At 68.4% G+C, this 22,039-nt stretch carries 23 protein-coding genes; 4 read left to right on the top strand and 19 right to left on the bottom strand.

Annotation, left to right across the window (positions count from 1 at the left end):
- Nucleotides 1-7: 7 nt before the first annotated feature.
- The 7 genes from YIM_RS01130 to YIM_RS01100 form a co-directional block, all read right to left on the bottom strand.
- The gene (locus tag YIM_RS01130; RefSeq protein ID WP_153028566.1) at nt 8-1,252 is read right to left on the bottom strand and encodes an acyl-CoA reductase; all 1,245 of its coding nucleotides are present in this window, start codon (nt 1,250-1,252) and stop codon (nt 8-10) included.
- The gene (locus tag YIM_RS01125) at nt 1,249-2,301 is read right to left on the bottom strand and encodes an acyl-protein synthetase (RefSeq protein ID WP_153028565.1); all 1,053 of its coding nucleotides are present in this window, start codon (nt 2,299-2,301) and stop codon (nt 1,249-1,251) included. Before YIM_RS01125 ends, YIM_RS01130 begins: the two co-directional genes overlap by 4 nt.
- Nucleotides 2,298-3,695: an AMP-binding protein gene (locus YIM_RS01120; RefSeq protein WP_153028564.1), complete on the bottom strand. Its 1,398-nt coding sequence runs from the start codon at nt 3,693-3,695 to the stop codon at nt 2,298-2,300. The genes YIM_RS01125 and YIM_RS01120 overlap by 4 nt, the downstream gene beginning before the upstream one ends.
- Nucleotides 3,692-4,423: an SDR family NAD(P)-dependent oxidoreductase gene (locus tag YIM_RS01115; protein ID WP_153028563.1), complete on the bottom strand. Its 732-nt coding sequence runs from the start codon at nt 4,421-4,423 to the stop codon at nt 3,692-3,694. The genes YIM_RS01120 and YIM_RS01115 overlap by 4 nt, the downstream gene beginning before the upstream one ends.
- Nucleotides 4,420-4,659 carry an acyl carrier protein gene (locus tag YIM_RS01110; protein WP_153028562.1) on the bottom strand — a complete coding sequence of 80 codons (240 nt, stop codon included), beginning with the start codon at nt 4,657-4,659 and terminating at the stop codon, nt 4,420-4,422. The genes YIM_RS01115 and YIM_RS01110 overlap by 4 nt, the downstream gene beginning before the upstream one ends.
- An 81-nt stretch (nt 4,660-4,740) precedes the next feature.
- Complete coding sequence (locus YIM_RS01105) at nt 4,741-5,334, bottom strand: HAD family hydrolase (RefSeq protein WP_153028561.1); 594 nt, start codon at nt 5,332-5,334, stop codon at nt 4,741-4,743.
- Nucleotides 5,313-6,383 carry a hypothetical protein gene (locus YIM_RS01100; RefSeq protein ID WP_153028560.1) on the bottom strand — a complete coding sequence of 357 codons (1,071 nt, stop codon included), beginning with the start codon at nt 6,381-6,383 and terminating at the stop codon, nt 5,313-5,315. Before YIM_RS01100 ends, YIM_RS01105 begins: the two co-directional genes overlap by 22 nt.
- A gap of 208 nt (nt 6,384-6,591) precedes the next feature.
- On the opposite strand from YIM_RS01100, the gene YIM_RS01095 reads away from it, so the two are divergent.
- Together YIM_RS01095 and YIM_RS01090 are read left to right on the top strand one after the other, a co-directional pair.
- Complete coding sequence (locus YIM_RS01095) at nt 6,592-7,698, top strand: DegT/DnrJ/EryC1/StrS aminotransferase family protein (protein WP_153028559.1); 1,107 nt, start codon at nt 6,592-6,594, stop codon at nt 7,696-7,698.
- Nucleotides 7,695-8,657, top strand: a complete 963-nt coding sequence (locus YIM_RS01090) for a Gfo/Idh/MocA family protein (protein ID WP_153028558.1) — start codon at nt 7,695-7,697, stop codon at nt 8,655-8,657. The genes YIM_RS01095 and YIM_RS01090 overlap by 4 nt, the downstream gene beginning before the upstream one ends.
- Before the next feature lie 58 nt (nt 8,658-8,715).
- Here YIM_RS01090 and YIM_RS01085 read toward each other — a convergent pair whose 3' ends face one another.
- From YIM_RS01085 to YIM_RS01030, 12 genes are all read right to left on the bottom strand, one after another.
- A complete protein-coding gene (locus tag YIM_RS01085; RefSeq protein WP_153028557.1) occupies nt 8,716-10,944 on the bottom strand; it encodes a hypothetical protein in 2,229 nt (742 codons plus the stop codon).
- Nucleotides 10,945-10,961: 17 nt separating this feature from the next.
- On the bottom strand, nt 10,962-11,756 hold the full coding sequence (locus YIM_RS01080; protein ID WP_153028556.1) for a hypothetical protein: 795 nt from the start codon (nt 11,754-11,756) through the stop codon (nt 10,962-10,964).
- The gene (locus YIM_RS01075) at nt 11,753-12,178 is read right to left on the bottom strand and encodes a hypothetical protein (RefSeq protein ID WP_153028555.1); all 426 of its coding nucleotides are present in this window, start codon (nt 12,176-12,178) and stop codon (nt 11,753-11,755) included. The genes YIM_RS01080 and YIM_RS01075 overlap by 4 nt, the downstream gene beginning before the upstream one ends.
- Nucleotides 12,175-13,089 carry a hypothetical protein gene (locus tag YIM_RS01070; protein ID WP_153028554.1) on the bottom strand — a complete coding sequence of 305 codons (915 nt, stop codon included), beginning with the start codon at nt 13,087-13,089 and terminating at the stop codon, nt 12,175-12,177. The genes YIM_RS01075 and YIM_RS01070 overlap by 4 nt, the downstream gene beginning before the upstream one ends.
- 101 nt (nt 13,090-13,190) lie before the next feature.
- On the bottom strand, nt 13,191-13,832 hold the full coding sequence (locus YIM_RS01065; RefSeq protein ID WP_153028553.1) for a DapH/DapD/GlmU-related protein: 642 nt from the start codon (nt 13,830-13,832) through the stop codon (nt 13,191-13,193).
- Nucleotides 13,832-15,031, bottom strand: coding sequence for a glycosyltransferase family 4 protein (locus YIM_RS01060; RefSeq protein WP_153028552.1), 1,200 nt, complete (start codon nt 15,029-15,031; stop codon nt 13,832-13,834). The genes YIM_RS01065 and YIM_RS01060 overlap by 1 nt, the downstream gene beginning before the upstream one ends.
- 38 nt (nt 15,032-15,069) lie before the next feature.
- Complete coding sequence (locus YIM_RS01055; RefSeq protein WP_153028551.1) at nt 15,070-16,017, bottom strand: NAD-dependent epimerase/dehydratase family protein; 948 nt, start codon at nt 16,015-16,017, stop codon at nt 15,070-15,072.
- A 37-nt stretch (nt 16,018-16,054) separates the two neighbouring features.
- Entirely contained in the window at nt 16,055-17,194 is a 1,140-nt protein-coding gene (locus YIM_RS01050; RefSeq protein WP_153028550.1) for a DegT/DnrJ/EryC1/StrS aminotransferase family protein, read from the bottom strand.
- A 106-nt stretch (nt 17,195-17,300) separates the two neighbouring features.
- Nucleotides 17,301-18,029 (bottom strand): ESX secretion-associated protein EspG, encoded by a 729-nt coding sequence (locus tag YIM_RS01045; RefSeq protein ID WP_153028549.1) that lies wholly within the window; start codon nt 18,027-18,029, stop codon nt 17,301-17,303.
- 16 nt (nt 18,030-18,045) lie between these two features.
- Entirely contained in the window at nt 18,046-19,323 is a 1,278-nt protein-coding gene (locus YIM_RS01040; protein ID WP_153028548.1) for a hypothetical protein, read from the bottom strand.
- 4 nt (nt 19,324-19,327) lie between these two features.
- Complete coding sequence (locus YIM_RS01035) at nt 19,328-19,927, bottom strand: DUF3558 domain-containing protein (RefSeq protein WP_153028547.1); 600 nt, start codon at nt 19,925-19,927, stop codon at nt 19,328-19,330.
- Entirely contained in the window at nt 19,924-20,226 is a 303-nt protein-coding gene (locus YIM_RS01030) for a hypothetical protein (RefSeq protein ID WP_153028546.1), read from the bottom strand. Before YIM_RS01030 ends, YIM_RS01035 begins: the two co-directional genes overlap by 4 nt.
- 309 nt (nt 20,227-20,535) lie before the next feature.
- On the opposite strand from YIM_RS01030, the gene YIM_RS01025 reads away from it, so the two are divergent.
- A complete protein-coding gene (locus YIM_RS01025; protein ID WP_153028545.1) occupies nt 20,536-21,165 on the top strand; it encodes a DUF4360 domain-containing protein in 630 nt (209 codons plus the stop codon).
- A gap of 160 nt (nt 21,166-21,325) precedes the next feature.
- Nucleotides 21,326-21,958 (top strand): DUF4360 domain-containing protein, encoded by a 633-nt coding sequence (locus tag YIM_RS01020; RefSeq protein ID WP_153028544.1) that lies wholly within the window; start codon nt 21,326-21,328, stop codon nt 21,956-21,958.
- Nucleotides 21,959-22,039 lie beyond the last annotated feature (81 nt).

Genomic DNA, 22,039 nt, shown 5'->3' with positions numbered 1-22,039 from the left:
GGCGTGCTCACACCTGAACACTCACCAAGCGGCTGAACTCGGCCAGCAGGTCGTAACCGTCCCAGACGGCGGAGAAACTGAGCGCGGACCCGAACGGAACGATTCGGTCCACGCCGCGCCCCGCCAGTTCGGTCGCGAACTCAACCAATTCCTCGCGGCCGAACCCGAATTGGCTGACGGTTTGATCTTTGCGCACCACAATGGGCACCAAGTCCGAAAGGGTACGCACACTCGCCGAACCGAACGTGCCCGCCCCCAGCCATTCACGCGGCAGCGAGGACGGCTCGGCCAGTTCGAGGGTGGCCACCGCGTTGCCGTCGAAGGTCATCGAGGTGATCAGGCCGTCGACCGCGGCGCCGTACGCCGACACCCGCTTCTGCACCGCCATTGCCGGTTCGGTGACGTGCTGCTTCGCGGCGAGCACCTCGCCGAGCAGGCGCCGGAATTCGACCCCGGCCTCGGCCGCGAGCGAAGCGTCACCCACCCAGAAGATCGCACGCGGCGACGAGCAGGCAGCCTGGTCGAACCAGTACGAGTCGTTGTAGAAGCCCTCGGCGGCACCCCGGCGCTCGGCGTCGGACGCGGCCTGCCAGCCGTCGACCGAGATCACCGCGAACGAGGACCTGTCCGGGAAGGTCAGGTCCCGCGCGTGCGGCGCGAGCGGGTACTGCCGCAGCGCCCGCACCGAACCGTCACCGCCCCAGATCACCCGCAGGTCGGCGGCCAGTGACAACGCGCCGCTGATCTCGTCGCTGCGGTCGTAGGTGATCATCCGCTGGGTCTGCGTGATCAGCGCCGCGGTTTCCGGGTCCACTTCGGACAGAGCGGCGTTCAGCGCGATCAGCACCTCTTCGGCGGCACCCGCCGAACGCGAGGAAACCCGCACCACGTTGTGGTTTCCGGCCAGCGCGGACAACGCCCACGAATACACGAAAATGGTGTCCACATTGGCCGGTGGCACGTGGAAGACCAGGCCGCGCGGGAAGCGCAGTGCGCTCTCGTCATCCGAAGCGAGCCGCCCCAGTGCCTTCTGGATTTCGCCCTTGCGTAGGAAAAAACCGAGCGAGGCCAGTTCCGGGTAGCGCCGGGCCACCGTGGGCGCGAGCAGCTTGCGCGCGAACTTGGTGAGGAACTCGATGACGCGCGGGTCGCCGACCTTCAGGCGGCCACCGCCGGGCTCGGCCCGGAGCCGGTCCACCAGCTCGCCGACCGCCACCGGGTCACCGACGGGAAAACGCTGCGTGAGGCTCATGCCGCCTGCCCCGAGAAGGTGTCCGAGCAGCCGCGGGCCTCGGCCTTGGGCAGCCTGCCCAGCACCGAGAAGTGCTTGCCCGGCCAGTCGCCGTCGTCGATGCCGTTGTACACGCCGAGGTCCTCGGTCAGCAGGACGTGACCGGGGTAGGAACGGGGCAGGGTGCTCACCACTTCGATGACGCCCGGCTTGCCGACCGGTTGCTCGGCCCAGGTCTCCGGATCGCGGATCACCACGTCGGCGAAGTCGGGGCAGTACAGCGAGCCGCCCGACGGCCCCTCCAGGAACACCGTGCCGATCTGCTCGATCATGCCGTAGTAGTTGTAGATCTGGTGCAGGCCGGTGTCCTCGCGGAAGCGCCTGCGGAACTCGTCGTTGTCCACCGACCGGTCGATCAGCTTCTTCCAGCCACCGGAGTGGATCAGGATGCCGTTGGACAGGTCGAGCCCGTTGTCGCGAGCGACCTCGTACAGGTACAGCCACACCATGAAGGTGAAGCCGAAGATCAGGAACGGCTGGTCGCCGTGGCGCTCCAGGAAGCCCTTGACCGCCTCGACGTCCGGCTTGTCGTTCTCGTCGAGCACGTAGACGTGCTTGCGGCCGAAGTTGGCCATGCCCAGCACGCCCGCGCCGCGCGCGGAGAACGACCGGCGGTTCTTGATGATGCCGACGGTGTCCACCATCAGCATCGGCAGCCGCTCGCCGCCGAGCACGGTCTGCAGGGTGGCGCCGAGCTGCCTGGTCTGCGCGCCGGCGGCCTCCTTGTCCAGGTAGATCCGCGACGCGCCGGAACCGGTGGTGCCGGACGAGGTCAGCGTCTTGAACACCTCGGCGTCCGGCACGCTCTTCAGGTCGTGCGTCTTGAACATGCGGACCGGCAGCCAGGGCAGCTCGGCGATCGAGCCGAACTCGGCGTCGCGCGCGATGCCCAGCGAGGACAGGATGCGGTCGTACCCGGCCGAGTTGGCCCGGTGGTGGGCGGTCAGTTCGGCCAGCTGCGGCAGCAGCGTCGCCTCCCGTTCCGCTTGGGACAGCGTGAACACGCTCATACCTGGCTCTCCAGCGTCCGATAGTCGATCTTGCCGCTGGCCAGCAGCGGCACCGTGTCCAGAGGACGCACGTCGAAGCCGCTGGTGTGCAGGTGCAGCCGCTCCGACAGGGCGCGGGACGCCGCCTTGCAGGTGTCCCGATCGGCGCCTTCGGCGAACAGCACGACCTTGTCCCCGGCCGCGACCGCCGCCACCACGTCGATCCCCACCGAAGCAGAACGCACGGCCTGCTCGAGATCATCCAGGCTGACCCGGTTGCCGAAGACCTTGCCGATCCGCTTGAGCCTGCCGGTGATGAACAGGAAGCCGTCGGCGTCGAGATAACCGAGGTCGCCGGTGGCCAGTTCGCCGCCGTACTCGTCCCCGGCGGCCAGCTCGCCCTCGTTCTCCGCGTACCCCATCATCACGTTCGGCCCGCGGTAGAGGACCTCACCGACGATCTTCGGGTGCGTGGTCTCCTCGCCGTCGTCGCGGCGGATGGTGAACTTGCCGCCGGGCAGCGCGGGACCGACCGAGCCGAGCTTCTCGGCGAGCCGGTCGGCCGGCACGGTGGAGATCCGGGGCGCCGCCTCGGTCTGGCCGTACATCACGTACATCCGGCCGCCGACCGCGCGGATCTTGTCGTTGAACTCGGTGATCAGCTCGTTGCGGAGCTTGCCGCCCGCCTGGGTCAGCGTGCGCAGGCTCGGGTACTTCTCCGGATCGAACTTGAGCCGCCGGAGCATTTCGTAGTGGTAGGGCACCCCGGCGAGCGAGGTGCACTTGTACGCGTCGACCGCGTCCCAGAAGCCGCGGCCGAGCACCCCGGACGGCTCGACGACCACGGTCGCGCCGCGCACCAGGTGCGAGTTCAGCACGGACAGGCCGTAGCTGTAGTGCAGCGGGAGGCTGGTCGGCGCGACCTCGTTCGCGTCGATCTCCAGCACCTCGGCGATGGCGTCGGCGTTGGACAGGATCGCCGCGCGCGAGAGCCGGACGAGCTTCGGGTTGCCGGTGGAACCGCTGGTCGGCAGCAACACGGCGAGGTGCGGATGCGGTTCGACGCCGTCGAGCGCGTCACGCACCCAGTGGCCGTCGGTGAGCGCGTACCCCGCCGGCGCCTCGGCCTCCGGGGCCTGCAGCACGGCCGCGGGCCGGAAGCGCTCGATCAGCCCGGACAGCACGTCGGCGTCCAGCGCCGGGTCGATCAGCGCGATCGCCCGGCCCGCCTCGAAGGCGGCCAGGTACCGCAGCACGCTGTCCAGGTCGACCGAGGTGCGCGCGAACAGCACGCCCGGCGGCAGCAACTGCAGCCCGGCGGCGAGCCGCGATACCTCGTCGGTGAGTTCCGCTCCGGCTAGCGTGCGGCCCCCGGCCGCGTCGATCAGCCGAGCACCCGCACCCAGCAGAGTCACAGAACCAAGCCTCCATCGATGCCCAGCACCTGACCGGTGATGAACGAAGCCTCGTCGCCGGCCAGGAAGCGGATAGCGGCCGCGACCTCCTCGGCCTTGCCCAGCCTGCCCAGCGGGGTGCTCTGCGCGTTCGACGCGCGCACCTCGTCGGACAGGCTCTCGGTCAGCGCCGTCTCGATCACGCCCGGCGCCACCGCGTTCACCCGGATGCCGGATCGTCCCAGTTCCTTCGCCGCGGACTTGGCGATGTTCGCCACCGCGGCCTTGGACGCGGCGTACACGGTCTGCCCGGCACTGCCGTACTCGCCGACCACGGAGGCCAGCACCACGATCGAGCCGGTCTTCTTCCGCATCATCGCGCGGGCGGCGGCCTGCACCGTGTGCAGCGTGCCCGCCACGTTCGTGGCCAGCGTGCGGTCGACGTCCTCCGCCCGGATCATGCCGAGGAGGCCGCCCTCCATGATCCCGGCGTTGGCCACCGCGATGTCGAGCTGCCCGTGCTCCTTGGCCACGCCGCGCACCAGCGAGGCGATCGCCTTCGGATCGGTGACGTCCAGCGCGAGCCCGCTCACCTGACCGCCGACCGAATCCGCGGCTTCCTTCGCCGCGGACTCGTCACGGCCGGTGAGCACCACGGTGGCGCCCGCCTCGGCGAGCGCCTTGACCGTGGCCAGCCCGATGCCGCGGGTACCGCCGGTGACCAGTGCGACCTTTCCCGAGAGCGTCACGCCTTCTCCTGCAGCTCCTTGACCATGTCAACGGCCACCTTGAAGCTGCTCATGTCGATCACCTGGTCGGTGTCGAACTGCACGTCGAACTCGTCCTCGATGGCGGCGACCAGCGCCATGTGGCCGACCGAGTCCCACGCCTCGATGTCGCGGTACTTCAGGTTCTCGACGTCGACCCCGTCCTCGAGCTGGAGAGCCTCGACGAAGACTTCTTTCAGCTTGTCCTGCACAGCCATGTCTACCTGGCACTTCCTTCTCGAATAGGGCCTTCTCGAATGGGGCCGATGACCACCGACGACGGTACCAACCCCGGGGGTTCAGCCCGCGAGCGCGGGCCGCAGCTCACTGAGCGTTTCGATGTAGGTGTCCGCGCCTTCCGGCCGGAACTTCAGCGAGTCGTTGCGCACGATCACGCTGCGTGCTCCGGCGGCGTGCGCGGCCTCCACGTCGTGGTAGGTGTCGCCGACCAGCACGGCCTCGTCGGCCGTGACGCCGTAGTGCTTGAGCACCGCGTGCACGCCCTCCGGATCCGGCTTGAGCCGGGCGACGTCCTCCCGTCCGATGACGAACAGGCCGTCCGCGAGGTTGCCCAGCGCGTCGAACACGCAGTGCCGTGAGTTGCGCGTCACGATCGCGAGCAAGTACCGGCCGGTGAGCGCTTCGAGCAGCTCGCGCGCCCCGGTGGTGAACTCGCCGCGCGGCACGGACTCGCGTTCGTACCGCGTCACGACGTCGAGGCCCTCGGTGTTGCCTTCGTCGAGGAACCGCTGGAACAGGTCGCCCAGCTTGGCGTCCGGGTCGAGGCCCAGCTCGGCCCGCATCCCGGCGAAGTCGACCGGGAGGCGGAAGAGCGTGCCGTCGAAGTCGAACGCGATCGCGGACAAGCCGGTCAGATCTGCTTCGCTGCCCATTCGCCTTCCTTGACCAGCTGGTAGCCCATGTCGATCATGCGGACCCAGTACAGGTCGTCGGGCAGCGGGTTGTACACGGCGGGCTTCTCGGCGAGCTGGTTGCCCAGGCCGAGCTGGATGTACATGTCGGGCATGTTCAGCCCGGCGTGCGCGAAGAAGTTGCTGGTGGTGAAGAAGCGGCCGACGTTGATCTCGGTGACCATCGGCACGCCCTGGGCGTTCTCCTTCATGTCCACGCAGAACACGCCGCTCGGCTTGGCCGAGACCGCGCGGACGGCCGCCTCGCCGATCTTGTTCACGTCGTCGCGGTTGACCGTCTTGGCCACCGACGGCGAACTGCTCTGCCCGCTGGGGGTGAGGTTGCCGAAGATGTACTCGATCCGGGACCGGGCCTGCGAGGTGATCAGCTCGCCCTCGTGCCACAGGCTCTGCCAGGCGAACTCCTCGCCGGGCAGGTACTCGCTGGCCATGAAGTCGCCGTAGTCGAGGCCGCGGAAACCACGCCAGTAGTCGATCCAGGCGTCACCCTGGTAGTAGGAGTTGATCGGCAGGCTGCCGCGGGAACCGGCGCCGCGAATGGCCCGCAGCCACACCCGCGGATTGATCTTGAGCAGTTCTTCCAGCGCGCCCTTGAGGTCGGACTGGGAATCGATCTTGATCGCTTCCGGGACCGAAACGCCGTTGGCCTTCATGTGCGCGTTGAAGGCCATCTTGTCGTGGCAGAGTGCGATGGCGCCGGCGTCCGGGAGGAAGGTGGGCGCGTTCAGCCTGTCCCGGTTCTCGGCCAGGAAACCGACCTCGACGTCGGGCTGCGGGTGCACGAAGTCGATCTTCTCGGCCTCGATGACGCGGTTGATCGCGTCGGCGTAACCGGGGTCGGAGACCGGCGGCACGAGGTACTTGGCGTCGACGTTGAGCAGCTCGAGGTGGTACGGCTTGATGTCGGTGCCGACCACCGAGTACTCGTTCGGCGAGACGGCGAGCGCGTCCCGGAAGTTGTAGGCGGCCGAACCACCGGCGCCGGTGATCAGAATGCGTGCACTGCTCATTTTGTGTGTCTTCGCCCTTATTGTTGAGGCCCGCTTGAGGCCCGCGCACCAGGGCCGAGGCGGCAGCGGGAAGCCACTTGCGACCGGCGGGTATCGTGACGCCCGCGTCAGTGCCAGCACCGGTGCCGACCCAGGGGGCTACTAGCCATGCCGAGGCACGACTGTACCTGACGCGCCAGATGTGTCCGCCGAGGTGAAAGACTGCTGCATGATCCCCATTACCGTGGTCGACGTCCGCGATGCGGAGGACCTGGTCGTCGAAGTGCTGCGATCCGGCGCCATCGCGCAGGGCCCGATGGTGAAGCGATTCGAGGAAGCCTTCGCGGCTGTTTCCGGCACCAAGCACGCGGTGGCGGTGAACAACGGCACGACCGCGCTGGTCGCCTCGCTCCAGGTGCTCGACCTGCAGCCGGGTGACGAGGTGATCACCTCGCCGTTCACCTTCGTCGCGACGCTCAACGCCATTCTCGAGGCGGGCGCCACCGTGCGCTTCGCCGACATCCGGCGCGACGACTTCGCAGTCGACCCCGACGCGGTGGCCGCGGCCATCGGCCCGCGCACCAAGGTGCTCATGCCGGTGCACCTCTACGGCCAGACCGCGGACATGGGCAAGCTGGCCCCGCTGGCCGCCGAGCGCGGCCTGCACCTGGTGGAGGACTCGGCGCAGGCCGTCGGCGCGACCTTCGACGGGCGCCGTTCCGGCTCGTTCGGGCTGGGCTGCTTCTCGCTGTACGCCACCAAGAACATCACCACCGCCGAAGGTGGCGTGATCACCACCGACGACGACGGGCTGGCCGACCGGCTGCGCGTGCTGCGCAACCAGGGCATGCGCGCCCGCTACCAGTACGAGGTCGCCGGGCACAACTACCGGATGACCGATCTGCACGCCGCGGTCGGCATCCCGCAGCTGGAGAAGCTGGACACCATCACCGCGGCCCGCCAGCGCAACGCGAAGCGGCTCACCGAGGGCCTGGCCGGGACGCCGGGGCTCGAGCTGCCGCAGGTGCTGCCCGGCCGCGAGCACGTCTGGCACCAGTACACCGTGCTGGTCGGCCCGCACGCGTTCCTCTCGCGCGACGAGCTGGCCTCGGCGCTGACCGAGCGCGGCATCGGCAACGGCATCTACTACCCGAAGGTCGTCTTCGACTACGACTGCTACCGCGGGCACCCGCTGATCCCGGACGCGAGCCTGGACAGCGTGCCGATGGCGCGCTCGGTGGCCGCGCAGGCGCTTTCGCTGCCGGTGCACCCGAAGCTCACCGAAGACGACCTGGACAAGATCATCGAGACGGTTCGCGAGGTACTCGGCGCATGACGCACCGCATCGCACTGGTGGGCACCGGCACCATGGGCTCACTGCACGCCCGGGTGCTGTCGCAGAACGAGCGCGTGGAGCTGACCCGCGTGATCGATCCGCGCGAGGAGGCGGGCCGCGCGGCGGCCGAGCGCTTCGAGACCCGGTGGACCCCGGAGATCGGCGAACTGTCCGATGTGGACGCCGTCGTGCTGGCCGCGGCCACCGAGGTGCACCACCCGCTGGCGCTGGAGGTGCTGGCGCAGGGCAAGCCGCTGCTGGTCGAGAAGCCGGTGTCGAACAGCCTGGAGGCCTCGCAGGAGATCGTCGAGCTGTCCGCGGCCAAGGACATCCCGCTGATGTGCGGGCTGCTCGAGCGCTACAACCCGGCGGTGATGACCGCGCGGGCGCTGGTGAACGAGCCGATCCACCTGATGGCCCGGCGGCACGGCCCGTACGCCCCGCGGATCAAGACCGGGGTGGCCTGGGACCTGCTGGTGCACGACGTGGACATCGCCATCCAGTTCTTCGGCGGGCAGACCCCGGCGCGGGTGACGTCGGGGGCGGGCTACTTCCACCCGTCGTCGGTGGAGGGCGCCGAGGACACCATCGAGACGGTGCTGACCTTCCCGACCGGGCTGGCCACGGTGTCGGCCTCGCGGCTGGGCCAGCGCAAGGTGCGCTCGCTGGTGGTGTCCGAACTGGACCGGCTGATCGAGATCGACCTGCTGCGCCGGGACGTGACCATCTACCGGCACGTCTCGCACGACGCGGCCAGCTCCGACGGCCTCGGCTACCGGCAGCAGACGGTGATCGAGATCCCGGAACTGGTCACCGCGCGGGAGCCGCTGGCGACCCAGCTGGACCGGTTCGTGGACCTGCTGGAGGGCAAGATCGACGCCGCCGCCGAGCGCGCCTCGATCCTGCCGTCGCACCAGGTGGTGGCCACCGTGAAGGAAACCGCCTCCACCCCGGCCTGATTCCGCGGGCAGTTCCGAAGAGCCCGGTCCACGTTTCCCGTGGGCCGGGCTCTTCGCTTCAGCTCTTGTCCGGTTTACCCATGAAGTCCTTGTACAGGTTCTCACCGATCGCACTACCCGCGAAGCCGCCGATGAACCCGCCGATCACGGCTCCGGGCGGCCCGAACGCGGCACCGGCGAGCGCACCGGTGGCCATGCCACCGACGACGCCGCCCACCCCACCGGCGACGGCGTCGTCCACGGGCTTGTCCTCCACGATGACGTCGTAGGCCACCCCGAGTCCGGCGAGCGCACCGGTGCTCTTGGCCGTGGCCTTCAGCGCCTGCTTGACCACTTCCTTGTTGGCGGCGCCGGCACCCCTCGCCGCCATGTCGGCCTCCCTGAGATGCCTTGCCTTGTCATCGAGGAGCGTCCGCCACGCCGGGTTCGTCGAACCATCGGCCGCCCGAGGCGCCCGGTCACTCGCGTCGAGGTACCTGCTGGTGGCTTCGCGGAGCCTCTCGGCGGTCTCTTTCGCGTGGGCACCCGCCTTCGTCCGCTCCCTGTCCACCACGTAACCCGCGTAGGCATCGCCGGCGCCACTCGCCTGCTTGGCGGGGACCTGGATGTCATTCACGAAATCCCGGGCACTCCGCTCCCAAAGCGGGGATTTCTCGGTGGTTCCCGCCGGCGGGGCCGACGGGGGCGCCGCACCACCACCCTGCCGGTTCTTCGCGGCCTGTGACTCACGAGCTTGCCGTTCCTCCAGGCGTTTCACCTCCGCCTCGGTCTCCGTGACTCGCTGCGTGGGTCCCTGCCCCTTCGCGTCCGCGTTCCGCCGTGCTTCGGCCGCGTCCTCCCTGGCCCGTTCCAGCTGCCGCACCAGGCCGGTGCCGGGGTTGCCACCCCTCTGCGCTTCCCCGTAGTCTGCCCGGCCTTTCGCGGTCTTCTGCAGCTCGCGAAGCGCTTCCTCCCGCTTTTGGCGCTCCGCCTGGCTTTCCAGCCGCGGCGAAAGCAGCCTGTCCTCGTTCGACCTGGGCTGCGGCCGCTGCAAGGAGTCCAACGCCTCGTCGATGGGTGTCTTGCCAGGAGCCGCCCGCTCGCGCTCCTTCTCGACGTTCTTGGCGACGGTCTTGGCGTCATCCATCTGCCGCTGCGACTGCGACTCACGCTGAGCCCGCGCCTCACCCCGCGCCAACTGCGGCGACATCCGCCTCAACTGCTCAGCATTCCGCTCATTCTCCAGCGCGGTCACCCGATCCCGAGACCGATCAGCCTCCTTACGCGCACCCTCCCGCCCCGCCCCCTTGGCGGTCCCAGCAGCCGTCCCCTTCTCAACAGCCTCCCCACGAGCCTGCTCAATCCCCTCCCGCTGCTTCCGAGAACGCTCCTCGGCCTGCTGGCGCTCCTTCTCCACATTCTTGGCCACGGACTTGACGTCATCCATCTGCCGCTGCGACTGCGACTCACGCTGAGCCCGCGCCTCACCCCGCGCCAACTGCGGCGACATCCGCCTCAACTGCTCAGCATTCCGCTCATTCTCCAGCGCGGTCACCCGATCCCGAGACCGATCAGCCTCCTTACGCGCACCCTCCCGCCCCGCCCCCTTGGCGGTCCCAGCAGCCGTCCCCTTCTCAACAGCCTCCCCACGAGCCTGCTCAATCCCCTCCCGCTGCTTCCGAGAACGCTCCTTTCGCTGGTCAGGCGTCCCCTGAGCACGTTCGGCCGCGGCCTTCCTTTCGGCTTCCTGGCGCTGGGCGTCCTCTCGCCGTTCCTTCTCGAGGTTCTTGGACACGGTCTTGGCGTCGTCCATCTGCCGCTGCGTCCGCGACTCACGCTGGGCTCGGTCCTCACCGCGCGCCAACTGCGGCGACATTTTCTTCCGCTGGCCGGCTTCCTTCTCGTCTTCCAGCTTGTTGAGCTTCTGCTCGGCCTTCCGCGCCTCTTCGCGACTGTTTTCCCGCCCGTGCGCCGATCTCGGCCTTTCACTGTCGCGGGCCGTCTTCTTGTTGATGGCGTCCTCGCGTGCTTTGGTGATCTCGTCCTTCTGCGCGCCGGGCTTGTCACCGCCCTTCTCCGTCGGCCGCTTTTCCACCTTGTGCACGGTTTTCGCCACCTTCTTGACATCGGTGACGACCTTCTTATGGGTGTTTTTCTCCGCCGTGGCACCCTTCTCCACCGGAGCCGGACGCGGCGCCGGAGCCGCGTCCGCCTGCTGCGCGGCGGCCAGAATGAAAAACGCCGACAACGCACCGCCCGACAACATGTACAGCAAAGGCCGGGACACCGGCCCTACTCTTGTGTTCATCAGTTGTCCTTCAAAGCCTATCCGCCATTCGTGACGGAAACCGAAACAGAACCGTTCGAGGTCTTCTTGCTGATGGTGCGGCTCTCGCCGGGCTTCACCTCCGCGGAGCTGAGCTTGATTTCCACCTTTTCGGGCTTCTTCTTGTGCTCGATGCGCTTCTCGCGGAGTTTCTTGCCGAAGTCACGCGATTTCTGGTGCTCCTTGCGGGCCTCGGCCAGTTCGCTCTTGGCTTGCTTGAGCTTGCTCTTCGCCTGGCCGAGTGACTTCTCTGCCTCGCCAACGCCCTTCTCGGCCTCGGTCACCGCCGCCTTCGCCTTGTCCAGTTTGGACTGAACCGGCTTTTCCGGCGTGGGTACGGCGAACTTGGGCTTCTCGGTGGCCGACGGCGCCTGCACCACCGGCTTCACCACTGGTTTGACCGCCGGTTTGCCAACAGGCTTGACAGCGGGTTTCGCCGCCGGTTCGGTGGCGGGCTTGGCCACCGCCCTCGGCGCGGCGGGCGGCAAAGCGGGCGCGACCGCAGGCTGCGCGCCGGGCGGCGCGGCGGGGGGTGCGGCGGGCGGCGCGGCGGGCGGCGCGGTGCTCGGAACGGCGGCGGGCTGTTGCGCCGACGGAACCGCGGCTGATGCGGATTTCGGAGCCTCCGGAACCACGGCCAGTGCGGGTTTCGGCGCGGCCGGTCGCGCGGCGGCGGTGGTCGTCGGGTCCTCGTCGCCGCTCAACAGACCGATCGCGGTCAGCCCGACGCCGACTCCGGCCAGTCCGGCCGCGCCCGCGACGGCGATTCGCTGTACCTTGCTCGCCTGCTTCATCGGTCACTCATCTCCGGTTCCTCGTTTCGGCTCGTCTTGCGGTCGTAGGCCTCCTCGGCCAGTGAGCGGCCCATCAACCCGCCGAACACGCCGGCGGCGACACCGGCGACCACGCCCGCGACCGGGCCGACGACCAGGCTCGGCACCACGCCGGAAACCAGCGATGCGGCGAACCCGCCCAGGCTGGTGGCGGTGGCCCGGCTCATCGGCTTGCGCTCGTGTTCGAGGTAGTAGTAGTCCTCGGGGTACTCCTCGACCGGCTCCGGCACGACCTCCGGTTCCGGGGCGCGCTGGTGCCGCCACGCGTCATCCGGGATGACCATGAACCGGGCGCTGTCGCTCTTGCGGCGCAGCCCGGCCCGCTCGACCGCGGCCCGCACGACGTCGTTCATGGTGCGCGGGCCCGCCAGCATGGCGGTCATTTCTGCTGGGCGAGGTCGCGCAGCTTCTTGGCGACCTCGGGGGAGACGTCGATCTTGCCGGGCAGCTTGATCTTGACGACCTTGCCCTCGGCCTTCTTTTCCTTCTTCTTTTCCTTGCTCTCCGCGATGTCCTTGCGGATCGACTCGACCTCGCCCTTGGCTTCCTTGAGCTTGGTCTTCGCGTTGGAGAGCGACTTCTCCGCGTCCGTGACCGACTTCTCCGCCTCGTTGAGCTTCGCGACGGCCTTGTCCAGCTTCTCGGTCTTCTTGTCGACCTTCTTCTGGGACTTCTCGGTCTTGTTCTCGGACTTCTTCCCTGGCTTCGCCTCGGCGGGCTTGTGCTGCTGGACCACCACCGGCTTGCCGGATTCGGCGATCACCGTTTTGGTGCCGTCGCTGACAATGGAGTAGGACTTCGCGGACGGACCGGTCGAGGTCGCCTCGGCGCTGATCGACGGCTGCGCGGCGGCCCGCACGATGACCGGCTTGCGCACCACCTTCTCCACCACCCGGCGCGGGCGCTCGGCCACCTGGCGCGTCTTCGGCTCCGCCTTACTGACCGGCTCCGCCTTCTTCGCCGACTCGGCCTGTTTCACCGGCTCCGCCTGCTTGGCGGCCGGTTCGGCCTGCTTGGCCGGTTCGGCCTGCTTCACCGGAGCAGCGGGTTGTGCCGCGGGCAGCTGGGCGGCCGGAGCCGGAGCCACCTTCCCGGGCTGCAGCGGCGGAGCCGCCTGCGCGGGCGGTTGCGCCGGAGCCGGAGTCGCCGGAGCCGGAGCGGCCTGCGCGGTGCCGGACTCCGGCTTCTCGTCCTCCGCGGTCATCGCGTTGACCGTGGACGCCCCGATCGTCGCGGTGACCAGACCGGCCATCCCGTAGACCGCGGCCCGCTTCAGATTGCTCGACTTGTTCATCGGTCCCACCTCGTCGGTCCAGCACTGACAAGGTGAGCCTGAACTGGCCCGGTCCAGTTGGGATACATCCGCGGTACAACGCCCGGCCCGGGCGAGGGGGGTTACTCCGCGGAGTCGGCCTCGCTGAAGTCACCGGCGGGCGCGCCCCACGGCCCGACCGCCATCCCGCGTTCTTCGGCCAGTTTGCGCCGCCGCTCGTTGGCCTCGCGGACGCGCTTGACCTCGTTCTCGATGTACTCGTCGTCGTAGCGCTGGAACACCCTGGCCGGGTTCCCCGCGACCAGCGAGCGGGCCGGCACGTCCTTCGCCACCACCGAGTTCGGCTGCACGGTGGCGAAGTCGCCGATGGTCACCCCGGCCATGATCACCACCAGGCCGCCGATGAAGCAGCCCTTGCCGATCTTGACCGGCTTGCGCTCGATCAGGTCGCTGCCCGAGTGGTTCTGCAGCGTCATGTTCGCCAGCCAGCTGGAGTGGGTGAAGATCAGCGTGTTCAGCCCGATGCTGGTGTGCTCGCCGATCTCCAGCCCGCCGCTGGCGTCGAGCACCGCGCCCTCGCCGATCCAGCAGTGCTCGCCGATCTTCAGGTTCTCCGGGCTGACGATCTTCGCCCGCTGCCGGATCCGGGTGGTCTCCGGCAGGCCGAACAGCTTCGCGCGCTCGGCGTCGTTCATGTACTCCCCGACCAGCTCGGTCAGGATCTGCGGGCGCAGGCGGTTGCTGCGCTCGTCGTCGAAGAACATCAGCGGGCCTTCGGGGTCGACTCGGCGATCAGTTTCTCGAAGGTGCGCAGGTGCTCGTCGGTGACCACGTCGAGGCCGAAGTTGTCCCGCACCATCGCGCTCTGGCGCTTGGCCAGCTCGGCACGCTTCTCCGGGTTGTCCAGCAGGTCGATCACCGCGTCGGCGACGGCCTCGCTGTCGTCCGGCGGCACGATCAGGATGTTGTCGCCGTTGCGCAGCTCGATGCCCGGGTAGTTGTCCAGGGTGGTCGAGGTGATCGTCGCCGTGCCGGACAGCATGGCCTCCAGCGAGGCCGTGCCGCAGCCGCCGTTGAGGTCGTGCGTGACGATGTCGGCGGCGGCGAAGTAGGACGGCACGTCGGCCTTCGGCACCGCGCCCTTGACGATGAACTTGTCCGCGATGCCCAGTTCCTCGGCGCGCTTGATGAACGCGTCGTGGTAGACCCGGCCGACCACGATCACCTTGGTGTCCGGGTGCTTCTCCAGGATCGCCGGCATCGCGTTGACCAGTGGCATCCGGTCGCGCAGCGGGATCACGTGGCCGAGCGAGACGATCAGCGGACCGTCGCCGATGCCGTTCTCCTCGCGCACGTCCCTGGTCAGCGGCTTGTCGAAGTGCCCGGTGTCCACCGCGATCGGGAAGTACTCCGAGTTCGCGTCGCTGGTGCCGTAGCGCTTGACGCAGTAGTCGACGCCCAGCTTGTCCAGGATGACGTAACGCGGCTTGATGATGCCGAGGATCGGCCGCACCAGCACCGCGTCGAGCATCCGGAACACCGAGCTGTACAGCTTCTTGTCGCTGATCAGCAGGGTGTGGATGGTGACGACCACCGGGATGCCGCGGCGGCGCGCGTACAGCCCGACCATCCAGGACAGGTCGAAGAACTGCCCGTGCAGGTGGATGACGTCCGGCGCGAACGCGTCCAGCATCTTGAACAGCTTGCGCCAGTTGCCCGGCCGGACCGACGCGAAGGTCATGTCGAAGTCGATCGACAGGCCCAGCTGCGGCATCTTCATCGCCGGCAGCCGGACCACGCGGTAGCCGTCGCGCTCCTCCTCCGCCGGTGCGTCCTGGTAGGCGGCGGTGATGGCGAGCACGTTGTTGTCGCCGGCCGCGTACTGCTCGGCCAGCGACGCCGACATGTGCGCGCTGCCCCCCACCCGAGGCGGGAAGAAGTTGTTGACCACGACGATGTTCATCGAGCGCCCCTCTGCCGATCCGGCCGGTGGTAAGCCCATCAGCCGGCGGCCTGGCTCATGTGCAGCTTGACCAGGTCGTGCATGCCCTGCTCAACTGGGATGGTCGGCTCCCAGCCGAGGATCTCCTTGGCGCGGCTGATGTCCGCGGCCCGGCGCGAGACCAGCACGTCGCGCTCGTTGAACTGCGGCTCCACCTGCACGCCGACGGCGTCGATGAGGATCTTGGCCAGGGTGGCGATGGAGGTGTCGATGCCGGTGCCGATGTTGATCGGCAGGTTCGAGCGCTCCGACTCCAGCGCGGCGACCACGGACCGGGCCAGGTCGTGCACGTGCACGAAGTCCATCGACTGCTCGCCCTTGCCGTCGATGATCGGCGGCTGGCCGTTGCGCAGGCGGGTGATGAAGTGGTTGATCACCGAGGTGTAGTACGCCTCGCTCTTCTGGCCGGGGCCGTACACGTTGAAGAAGCGCAGCGCGTTCCAGGACAGGCCCTTCTGCCGCTCGTAGAAGCCGAGCAGGTCCTCACCGGCGCGCTTGGTGATGCAGTACGGGGTGAGCGGGCGGAGCGTGTCGTCCTCGTGCATCGGCAGCCGCTCCGGGTCGCCGTAGACCGAGGCGGTCGAGGCGAACACCAGGCGCTGCACGCCCTCGTCCGCGGCGGCGGCGAAGACGTTGTGGTTGCCGGTCATGTTGATGTCGACCGACTCGTGCGGGTCGGCGATCGACTTGTTGATCGACACGGTGGCGAAGTGCACCACGTGCGTGCAGCCGCGCATGGCCTCGCGCACCGCACCGCCGTAGCGGACGTCCTTCTCGACCAGCTCGAGGTTGCCGGTGGCGGCCCACTGGTTCATCCGCTCGCGGTCGCCGCGGGTCATGTTGTCGAAGGCGCGGACGAAGTAGCCGCGCTCCATCAGCATCGGGATCACGTGCCCCGCGATGAAGCCGCCGGCGCCGGTGAACAGGACCGTCTTCTTTTCGGACATGGTGTGCGTTTTCTCCTGTGCTGGTTCGTCCGCTGGATCAGGAAAGCTCGGTGACGACTTCGGTGACCGCCTCGACCACCCGGCTGACCTCGTCGTCGGTCAGGTTCGAGTGCATCGGGATGGCCAGGTGCCGCTTGAACACGTCCGCGCTGACGGGCAACTGCTGCTTCTGCCCGTAGATCGGCTGGACGTGTGAAGCGTAGGTGCCGAAGTTGCAGCCGATCCCGCGCTCGCGCAGTCGCAGGGCGACCTTGTCCCGGCTGATCTCGGGCGCGATGGTCAGCACGTAGGCCTGCCACGGGTGCTCGCGGTCCGGCAGTGCGACCGGCGCTTCGACGCCGTCGAGCGAGGCGAAGCCCTCGTGGTACTGCTTCGCGGCCGAACGGCGCACGGACAGCAGGCTCGGCAGGCGGTCCAGCTGGACGTTCATGATCGCGGCCTGCACGTCCGACATGCGGAAGTTGTAACCCAGCTCGTGGAAGCTCGGGATGGGCAGCTCGTCGCTGCCCTCACGGCTGAACGCGGGCTCGATGCCGTAGGTGTGCAGCTTGCGCGCGTGCGCGATGAGGTCCTCGCGGTCGGAGACCAGCGCACCGCCCTCACCGGCGGTGATGCCCTTGCGGCCGTGGAAGGAGAAGGCGGCCAGGTCGGCCAGGCTGCCGGCGGGGCGGGTCTTGTAGGTGGCACCGGCCGAGCAGGCGGCGTCCTCGAACAGCCACAGGCCGTGCTTGTCGGCGATCGCGCGGTACTCGTCGAAGTCACCGGGCTGGCCGAACACGTCCACCGTCAGGATGCCGACGGTCTTCGGCGTGATCAGCGACTCGATCGAGGCCGGATCGGCGCTCCAGATGTCCGGGCGGATGTCGGCGAACACCGGGACCGCGCCGGCCTGCAGCACGGCGTGGCCGGTGGCCGGGAAGGTGTAGTCGCCGACGATGATCTCGTCGCCGGGCTGGACCCCGAGCACCTTGAGGCCGAGGAACAGCGCGGTGCCGCAGTTGCTGGTCGCCAGCGCGTGCTGGGTCCCGACCGCGGTGGCGAAGCGCTCTTCGAACTTGCGGCAGGTGGGGCCAGCTCCGGCCAGCCATCCGGACCGGAAGACCTCCGCGACCGCGGCGAGTTCTTCCTCCCCGACGGTCGGCTGGCCAAGGACGATCGGATTGGAGCTGTCAGACATACCTCTCCCATTGCATGAGGACGGGTCGCAGTGTATTAGAGCGCCGCTCGTGCGCTAGCAGCCCCGTACCTCGACGCACCGACCTGGGAGAAGGTTGCCCGGAGTGTCACAGGTCGCGCCGGAGCTGGTCCAGCAGGCGGATGACGTCGGCGGCCCCGGCGGGGGCCAACTCGATCCGCTCGTCGGAGGGTAGCGGCGTGATCTTCATGGTCCAGCGGCCGTCGGCGTTGTCGTACACGCGCACCGGGTGCGGGCTGCGCCGGCGGGTGCCGTTGTGCCGGGTTTCGGCGTAGAACTCGGCCACGCCGTACTGGGGCAGCGAGGCCACGCGCTGCGCCCGGCGCACCTCGGCGCTGGGGACGACCAGGTCGTGGACCGCGAGCAGCTCGCTGCGGAGCACGGTGATCGGCTGTTCGCGGGGTTTGCGCCAGTCGGAGAGGACGTCGGCGAGCAGGGCGCTGAGGTCCTCGCGCCAGAAGGTCCTGATCCAGACGTCGTCGTCCTCGCGGGCGGCGATCAGGCCGAACCAGGAGCAGCGGGCGGCCAGCACGCCCATCGGGCGGTTGTCGCCGGTGTGCGAGACCCACCCGTAGCGGGCTTCGGGCGGGGTGCTGAGCAGGGTGGCGACGGCGTGGAGGTCGGGTTCCTCCTGGTCGGCGGGGCCGCCGTAGCGAGCGCGTTCCTCGGCGAGCACCCGGTCGGCTTCGGCGCGCTCGGCCTCGTCCAGCCAGACCGGTTCCGGGGCCAGCACCACGTGGGGGTCGCCGCCGGTGACTTCGGTGACCAGCGCGGCGAGCCGATCGGCGAGGAAGTGCTCTGGCTCGGCGAACCACACGACGATCGCCCCGGCTTCAGCCGCCGATGACGGGCACGGCGGCCGGCAGGCCGGTGCGCGGGTCGGTGACCTTCTTGCCGTCCTCGGCGGGCTGGAAGTGCTTGTCCTCCGGCACCCCGTAGCGGCGCTCGTGCTCCCCGTCTTCGGCGGCACGGGGCCGGGTGGCGGCGGGGGTTCCGGGCACGGGGGCGGTCCGGGCGGCTCGGCCTTGGGGCTGGGACGCGGCGGGTTGCTGGGTGACGGGGTGTTGGGTGCCGGGCGCTGGGTTCTTCGGAGCGCCGGGGTGCTGAGTGCCTGGTTGCTGGGTGCCAGGAGTCGGAGGCTTCGGGGAGCCGAGCTGCTGGGCGCCGGGGGCTGGCGCCTTCGGGGAGCCAGGTTGCTGAGCGCCGGGGGCCGGGGTTTTCGGGGAGCCGGGGCCGCTCGGGGCCTTGGTGGCCGGGTTCGGGACCGGCGCGGGCAGGGTGGCTGGGTTCGGCGTGGCTGGACCGGGTGCCCCTGGGGTGGGCACCGGGCCGGGGTGGCCATCGAGCGGGGCGGCGACGGCGGCCTGGGTACCGGAGTCGGGCTGCGTGCTGGAGTCGGGCTGGCCAGCCGAGGTGCCGGGCTGCGTGCCGGGGCCGGGGGCGTCGGGGTCTGGGGTGCCGGGGGTTTCCGTGTCCGAGGGCCCGGCGGCTTCCGGTGTGCCGGTCGCGTCGGGGCCGCTGTCCGATGGGGACTGTCCCGTCGCGACATCCGAATCGGACGGTCCGCCGCCCGTGCCACCGGTCACCGGGTCCGCCAGCGCGATGGACACGTCCGACGGGCTGATCTCGCCGTAGCTCGTCGGCATCATCTCGGTGTTGTAGGTGGAGTGGTTGGCCCACAGCTCCATCGCCGCCACGTTGCGCTGGGCGGCCGCGTTCGCCTCGCTCACAAAGGACTCGTAGCTCGCCCCGGCGGACCCGAGCGTCACCACATTCGCGATGCTCGACGGCGCCGGGGGCACCGGCGGCACCGGCTCGACCGAGTTCTTGGCCAACCAGAAGGACTCCACCTGCCTACCCAACAAATCCTGCGCGACGGTCAACGCTTCGGACGCGCCGGCGTGCTGCACGGTCAGGGGCCCGGCCCCGCGCTCGGCCGCCCCCGCCGCGTCGCCGGTCCACCCCTCCTCGAGCGCCGCCGCCACCGCCGCGATCGCGGCCGCCAGCTCCTGGTACTCGGCTGCCACGGACCCCAGTTCCTCCTGCGTCGCGACAAGATCCGCCGTCCCGTAGGCAGTAGCGAAGTTCTCGTAGATCTCCTGTCCGTTCACGCGATCAGGCCCCCTCTTTGATGGTCTTCAAGATCGCTTCGGCCACGTTCTTCGCTCCCAGGCACGAGTCATTGCTCGGCCGGGTGCGAATCGACGATTCGAAGAACAACTGGTCGCTGACCGCCACCACCAGACTGCAGTCGCCGTCGGCGCGGTGGTCGACCACGCTGACGTAGACCGCCGGATAACCGTCCACCTCGGTCGGCTCGAAATAACCGCCATCCCACCAGTCGATGTCGTTGAGCGCGTACAACCTGCTCAGCCCATCGGGAAAGGCGGTCGAATAGGTCACCCCCGGACTGGTGGCACCGGAACCGACATTCCAGATGCAGCTGACGCCGAACTCGTCGCTGTTGGTCCTGCTCGAGGTGACGTTGAACTCCCCCTGCTGCGAGGCGGTCAGGCTCGCGCACGGATCGGCGATGTACTTCGCCGCGTCGAGTGGCCGCTCGACCTTGGGTACGCCGGCGGCGGGCGGCGCGGATGGCAACGCCGATGGCACAGCGGCCGGTTCGGGCAGCGCCCGGCCGGGCACCGGCGATCCGCAAGCTGCAATTGGCAAAACCGCCAGCAGCAAAAGGACGCCAAGTCTTCGATTGATCATTTCTCGAACAGCGCTCCGGTGGACTCCTCCTGCGCCCCGTAGCGACCGGCTGCCTCGTACAACTTGCCGAGGTAGGCATCCGCGTACTGGTACATCGCGAGATTGTGCCCGGCGGCGATGGCGATGGACACCAACGTCGCCTTCACCTGCGCCTTCGCGGGGTCGTCGTTCGAGGGCGGTTCGATCCAACTCCGTTTGCCCAGCACTTGGTGCTGATCACGGATGCGGTTCCGCACGTCTTCGAGCTGGCGTATTCGGTCGGCCATGGCGTCGGCGTCGAAGGTGTATCCGCCCGCCATCTCGACCCCCCTCAAGATCGAATTTCTGTATCCGCCCGATTACCTTAGGTGATCTCACCCCCATGACACAACCGAGGAATGCATTAGTAAACTCATTCTGTAATCTACGTCCACTAGGTAGCCACGCGCCAAGATCCACATTTCTGGCCGGACTACGGCGACGCACCCGAATGGGCGCAGGGCGCCTGATTTCAATGCACCAAGTGCAAAATATGAGCCCGTTCAGCGGAGTGCCGGGCGAACCGGCCCCGATACCCTGAACCACCGCCGCCACGATTAGTTGTTCAAGACGCATCAGAAGGGTGCATCATGTTCACTGCGCTGGCTGCCAGTGCCATTGCCCTGTCGGCGATAACCACCCCCGGTTCCGTGGCACCGGCGGAGGCCCCACCGGAACAGGTGACGATCAGCATCGTCACGGTGAACGGATCGGGTTGTCCGGCCGGGACGTCCGCGGTCGCGGTGTCACCCGACAACACGAACTTCACCGTCACCTACAGCGATTACCTCGCGCAGACCGGAGCCGGCTCCTCCCCGATCGAATTCCGCAAGAACTGCCAGCTCAACCTCCGGGTGAACTACCCGCAGGGCTTCACCTTCGGCATCGCGCAGGCGGATTACCGCGGCTTCGCGCACCTGGCCAAGGGCGCCTACGGTTCCCAGCGCGCCAACTACTACTTCCAGGGTCAATCGGCCAATGCCACCGAAGTACACCCCTACAACGGACCGTACAGCGACAACTGGCAGGCCACCGACAAGACCGACTTCGCCTCCATTGTGTACGCGCCGTGCGGCGAGGTGCGCCACCTCAACGTGAACACCGAGCTGCGGGTCAACGTCGGGAGCTCGGATCCCAAGACGACCACCAGCTTCATGTCCATGGACTCCACCGACGGCAACGTCGACACCAAGTACCATTTCTCGTGGAAGAAATGTTGAGAATCCACCACTCACCACCATTGCCCAACCCTGCCCTTTTCCGCTGACGAAAAACCACAATAAAAAAGGCACCCGTTTAGCGGAATTGCGGTAGCGGCCATCGCGCTAGCATTCAGGAACCGCCGCCACCTGGAGTTTGAATCCCCGGAAAGGTGTGCACATGTTCAGCGCGCTGGCCGCTACCGCATTGGCAATGTCCATCGTGATTCCGCCGGGTGGGGCCCCCGGCACCACACCGCCGCCCGACCATTTCACGATCGACGTGGTCACCGTCAACGGTTCCGGCTGCCCGGCGGGCACAGCCGCCGTCGCCGTGTCCCCGGACAACAAAGCATTCACCGTGACCTACAGCGATTTCCTGGCCCAAGTGGGCGTCGGCGCGACCCCCACCGACTTCCGTAAGAACTGCCAGCTCAACCTCCGGATCAACGCGCCGTCCGGATTCACCTACGGAATCGCCCAAGCCGATTACCGCGGCTTCGCGGCACTGGCGAAGGGAGCCTCCGGCACCGAACGCGCGAATTACTATTTCCAGGGAATGTCGCCGACCGCCTACACCAGTCACACCTACAACGGGCCGCTCGAGGACAGCTGGCAGGCAACGGACGAAACCGATCTCATTTCGGTCGTCTACTCGCCGTGCGGCGAGAAGCGGCACTTCAACATCAACACCGAGCTGCGGGTCAACGTGGGCACCTCGGATCCCAAGACGACCACCAGCTTCATGATGATGGACTCGACCGACGGCAACTTCTCCACCACGTACCACTTCGCCTGGAAGACGTGTCCATGACCTAGAGCCGCTGGGGGGCGGGACATCGGCGGCGTTTCCCGTCCCCCCAGCACCCGCCCGGGAGCGCCGCCCGGGGGAGGA

The organism is Amycolatopsis sp. YIM 10, from assembly GCF_009429145.1.
Taxonomy (GTDB): Bacteria; Actinomycetota; Actinomycetes; order Mycobacteriales; family Pseudonocardiaceae; genus Amycolatopsis.
The sequence above is the reverse complement of the archived record's forward strand: the minus strand, read 5'-3'. Positions and strand labels throughout refer to the sequence as shown.

Coding starts and splice junctions, on each gene's coding strand:
- YIM_RS01105 (WP_153028561.1), bottom strand. CDS start 5,334: ATGGGCAGCGAAGCAGATCTGACCGGCTTGTCCGCGATCGCGTTCGAC.
- YIM_RS01025 (WP_153028545.1), top strand. CDS start 20,536: ATGTTCACTGCGCTGGCTGCCAGTGCCATTGCCCTGTCGGCGATAACC.
- YIM_RS01055 (WP_153028551.1), bottom strand. CDS start 16,017: ATGTCCGAAAAGAAGACGGTCCTGTTCACCGGCGCCGGCGGCTTCATC.
- YIM_RS01020 (WP_153028544.1), top strand. CDS start 21,326: ATGTTCAGCGCGCTGGCCGCTACCGCATTGGCAATGTCCATCGTGATT.
- YIM_RS01060 (WP_153028552.1), bottom strand. CDS start 15,031: ATGAACATCGTCGTGGTCAACAACTTCTTCCCGCCTCGGGTGGGGGGC.
- YIM_RS01080 (WP_153028556.1), bottom strand. CDS start 11,756: ATGAAGCAGGCGAGCAAGGTACAGCGAATCGCCGTCGCGGGCGCGGCC.
- YIM_RS01050 (WP_153028550.1), bottom strand. CDS start 17,194: ATGTCTGACAGCTCCAATCCGATCGTCCTTGGCCAGCCGACCGTCGGG.
- YIM_RS01090 (WP_153028558.1), top strand. CDS start 7,695: ATGACGCACCGCATCGCACTGGTGGGCACCGGCACCATGGGCTCACTG.
- YIM_RS01030 (WP_153028546.1), bottom strand. CDS start 20,226: ATGGCGGGCGGATACACCTTCGACGCCGACGCCATGGCCGACCGAATA.
- YIM_RS01110 (WP_153028562.1), bottom strand. CDS start 4,659: ATGGCTGTGCAGGACAAGCTGAAAGAAGTCTTCGTCGAGGCTCTCCAG.
- YIM_RS01065 (WP_153028553.1), bottom strand. CDS start 13,832: ATGTTCTTCGACGACGAGCGCAGCAACCGCCTGCGCCCGCAGATCCTG.
- YIM_RS01035 (WP_153028547.1), bottom strand. CDS start 19,927: ATGATCAATCGAAGACTTGGCGTCCTTTTGCTGCTGGCGGTTTTGCCA.
- YIM_RS01095 (WP_153028559.1), top strand. CDS start 6,592: ATGATCCCCATTACCGTGGTCGACGTCCGCGATGCGGAGGACCTGGTC.
- YIM_RS01100 (WP_153028560.1), bottom strand. CDS start 6,383: ATGAGCAGTGCACGCATTCTGATCACCGGCGCCGGTGGTTCGGCCGCC.
- YIM_RS01075 (WP_153028555.1), bottom strand. CDS start 12,178: ATGACCGCCATGCTGGCGGGCCCGCGCACCATGAACGACGTCGTGCGG.
- YIM_RS01085 (WP_153028557.1), bottom strand. CDS start 10,944: ATGAACACAAGAGTAGGGCCGGTGTCCCGGCCTTTGCTGTACATGTTG.
- YIM_RS01130 (WP_153028566.1), bottom strand. CDS start 1,252: ATGAGCCTCACGCAGCGTTTTCCCGTCGGTGACCCGGTGGCGGTCGGC.
- YIM_RS01070 (WP_153028554.1), bottom strand. CDS start 13,089: ATGAACAAGTCGAGCAATCTGAAGCGGGCCGCGGTCTACGGGATGGCC.
- YIM_RS01125 (WP_153028565.1), bottom strand. CDS start 2,301: ATGAGCGTGTTCACGCTGTCCCAAGCGGAACGGGAGGCGACGCTGCTG.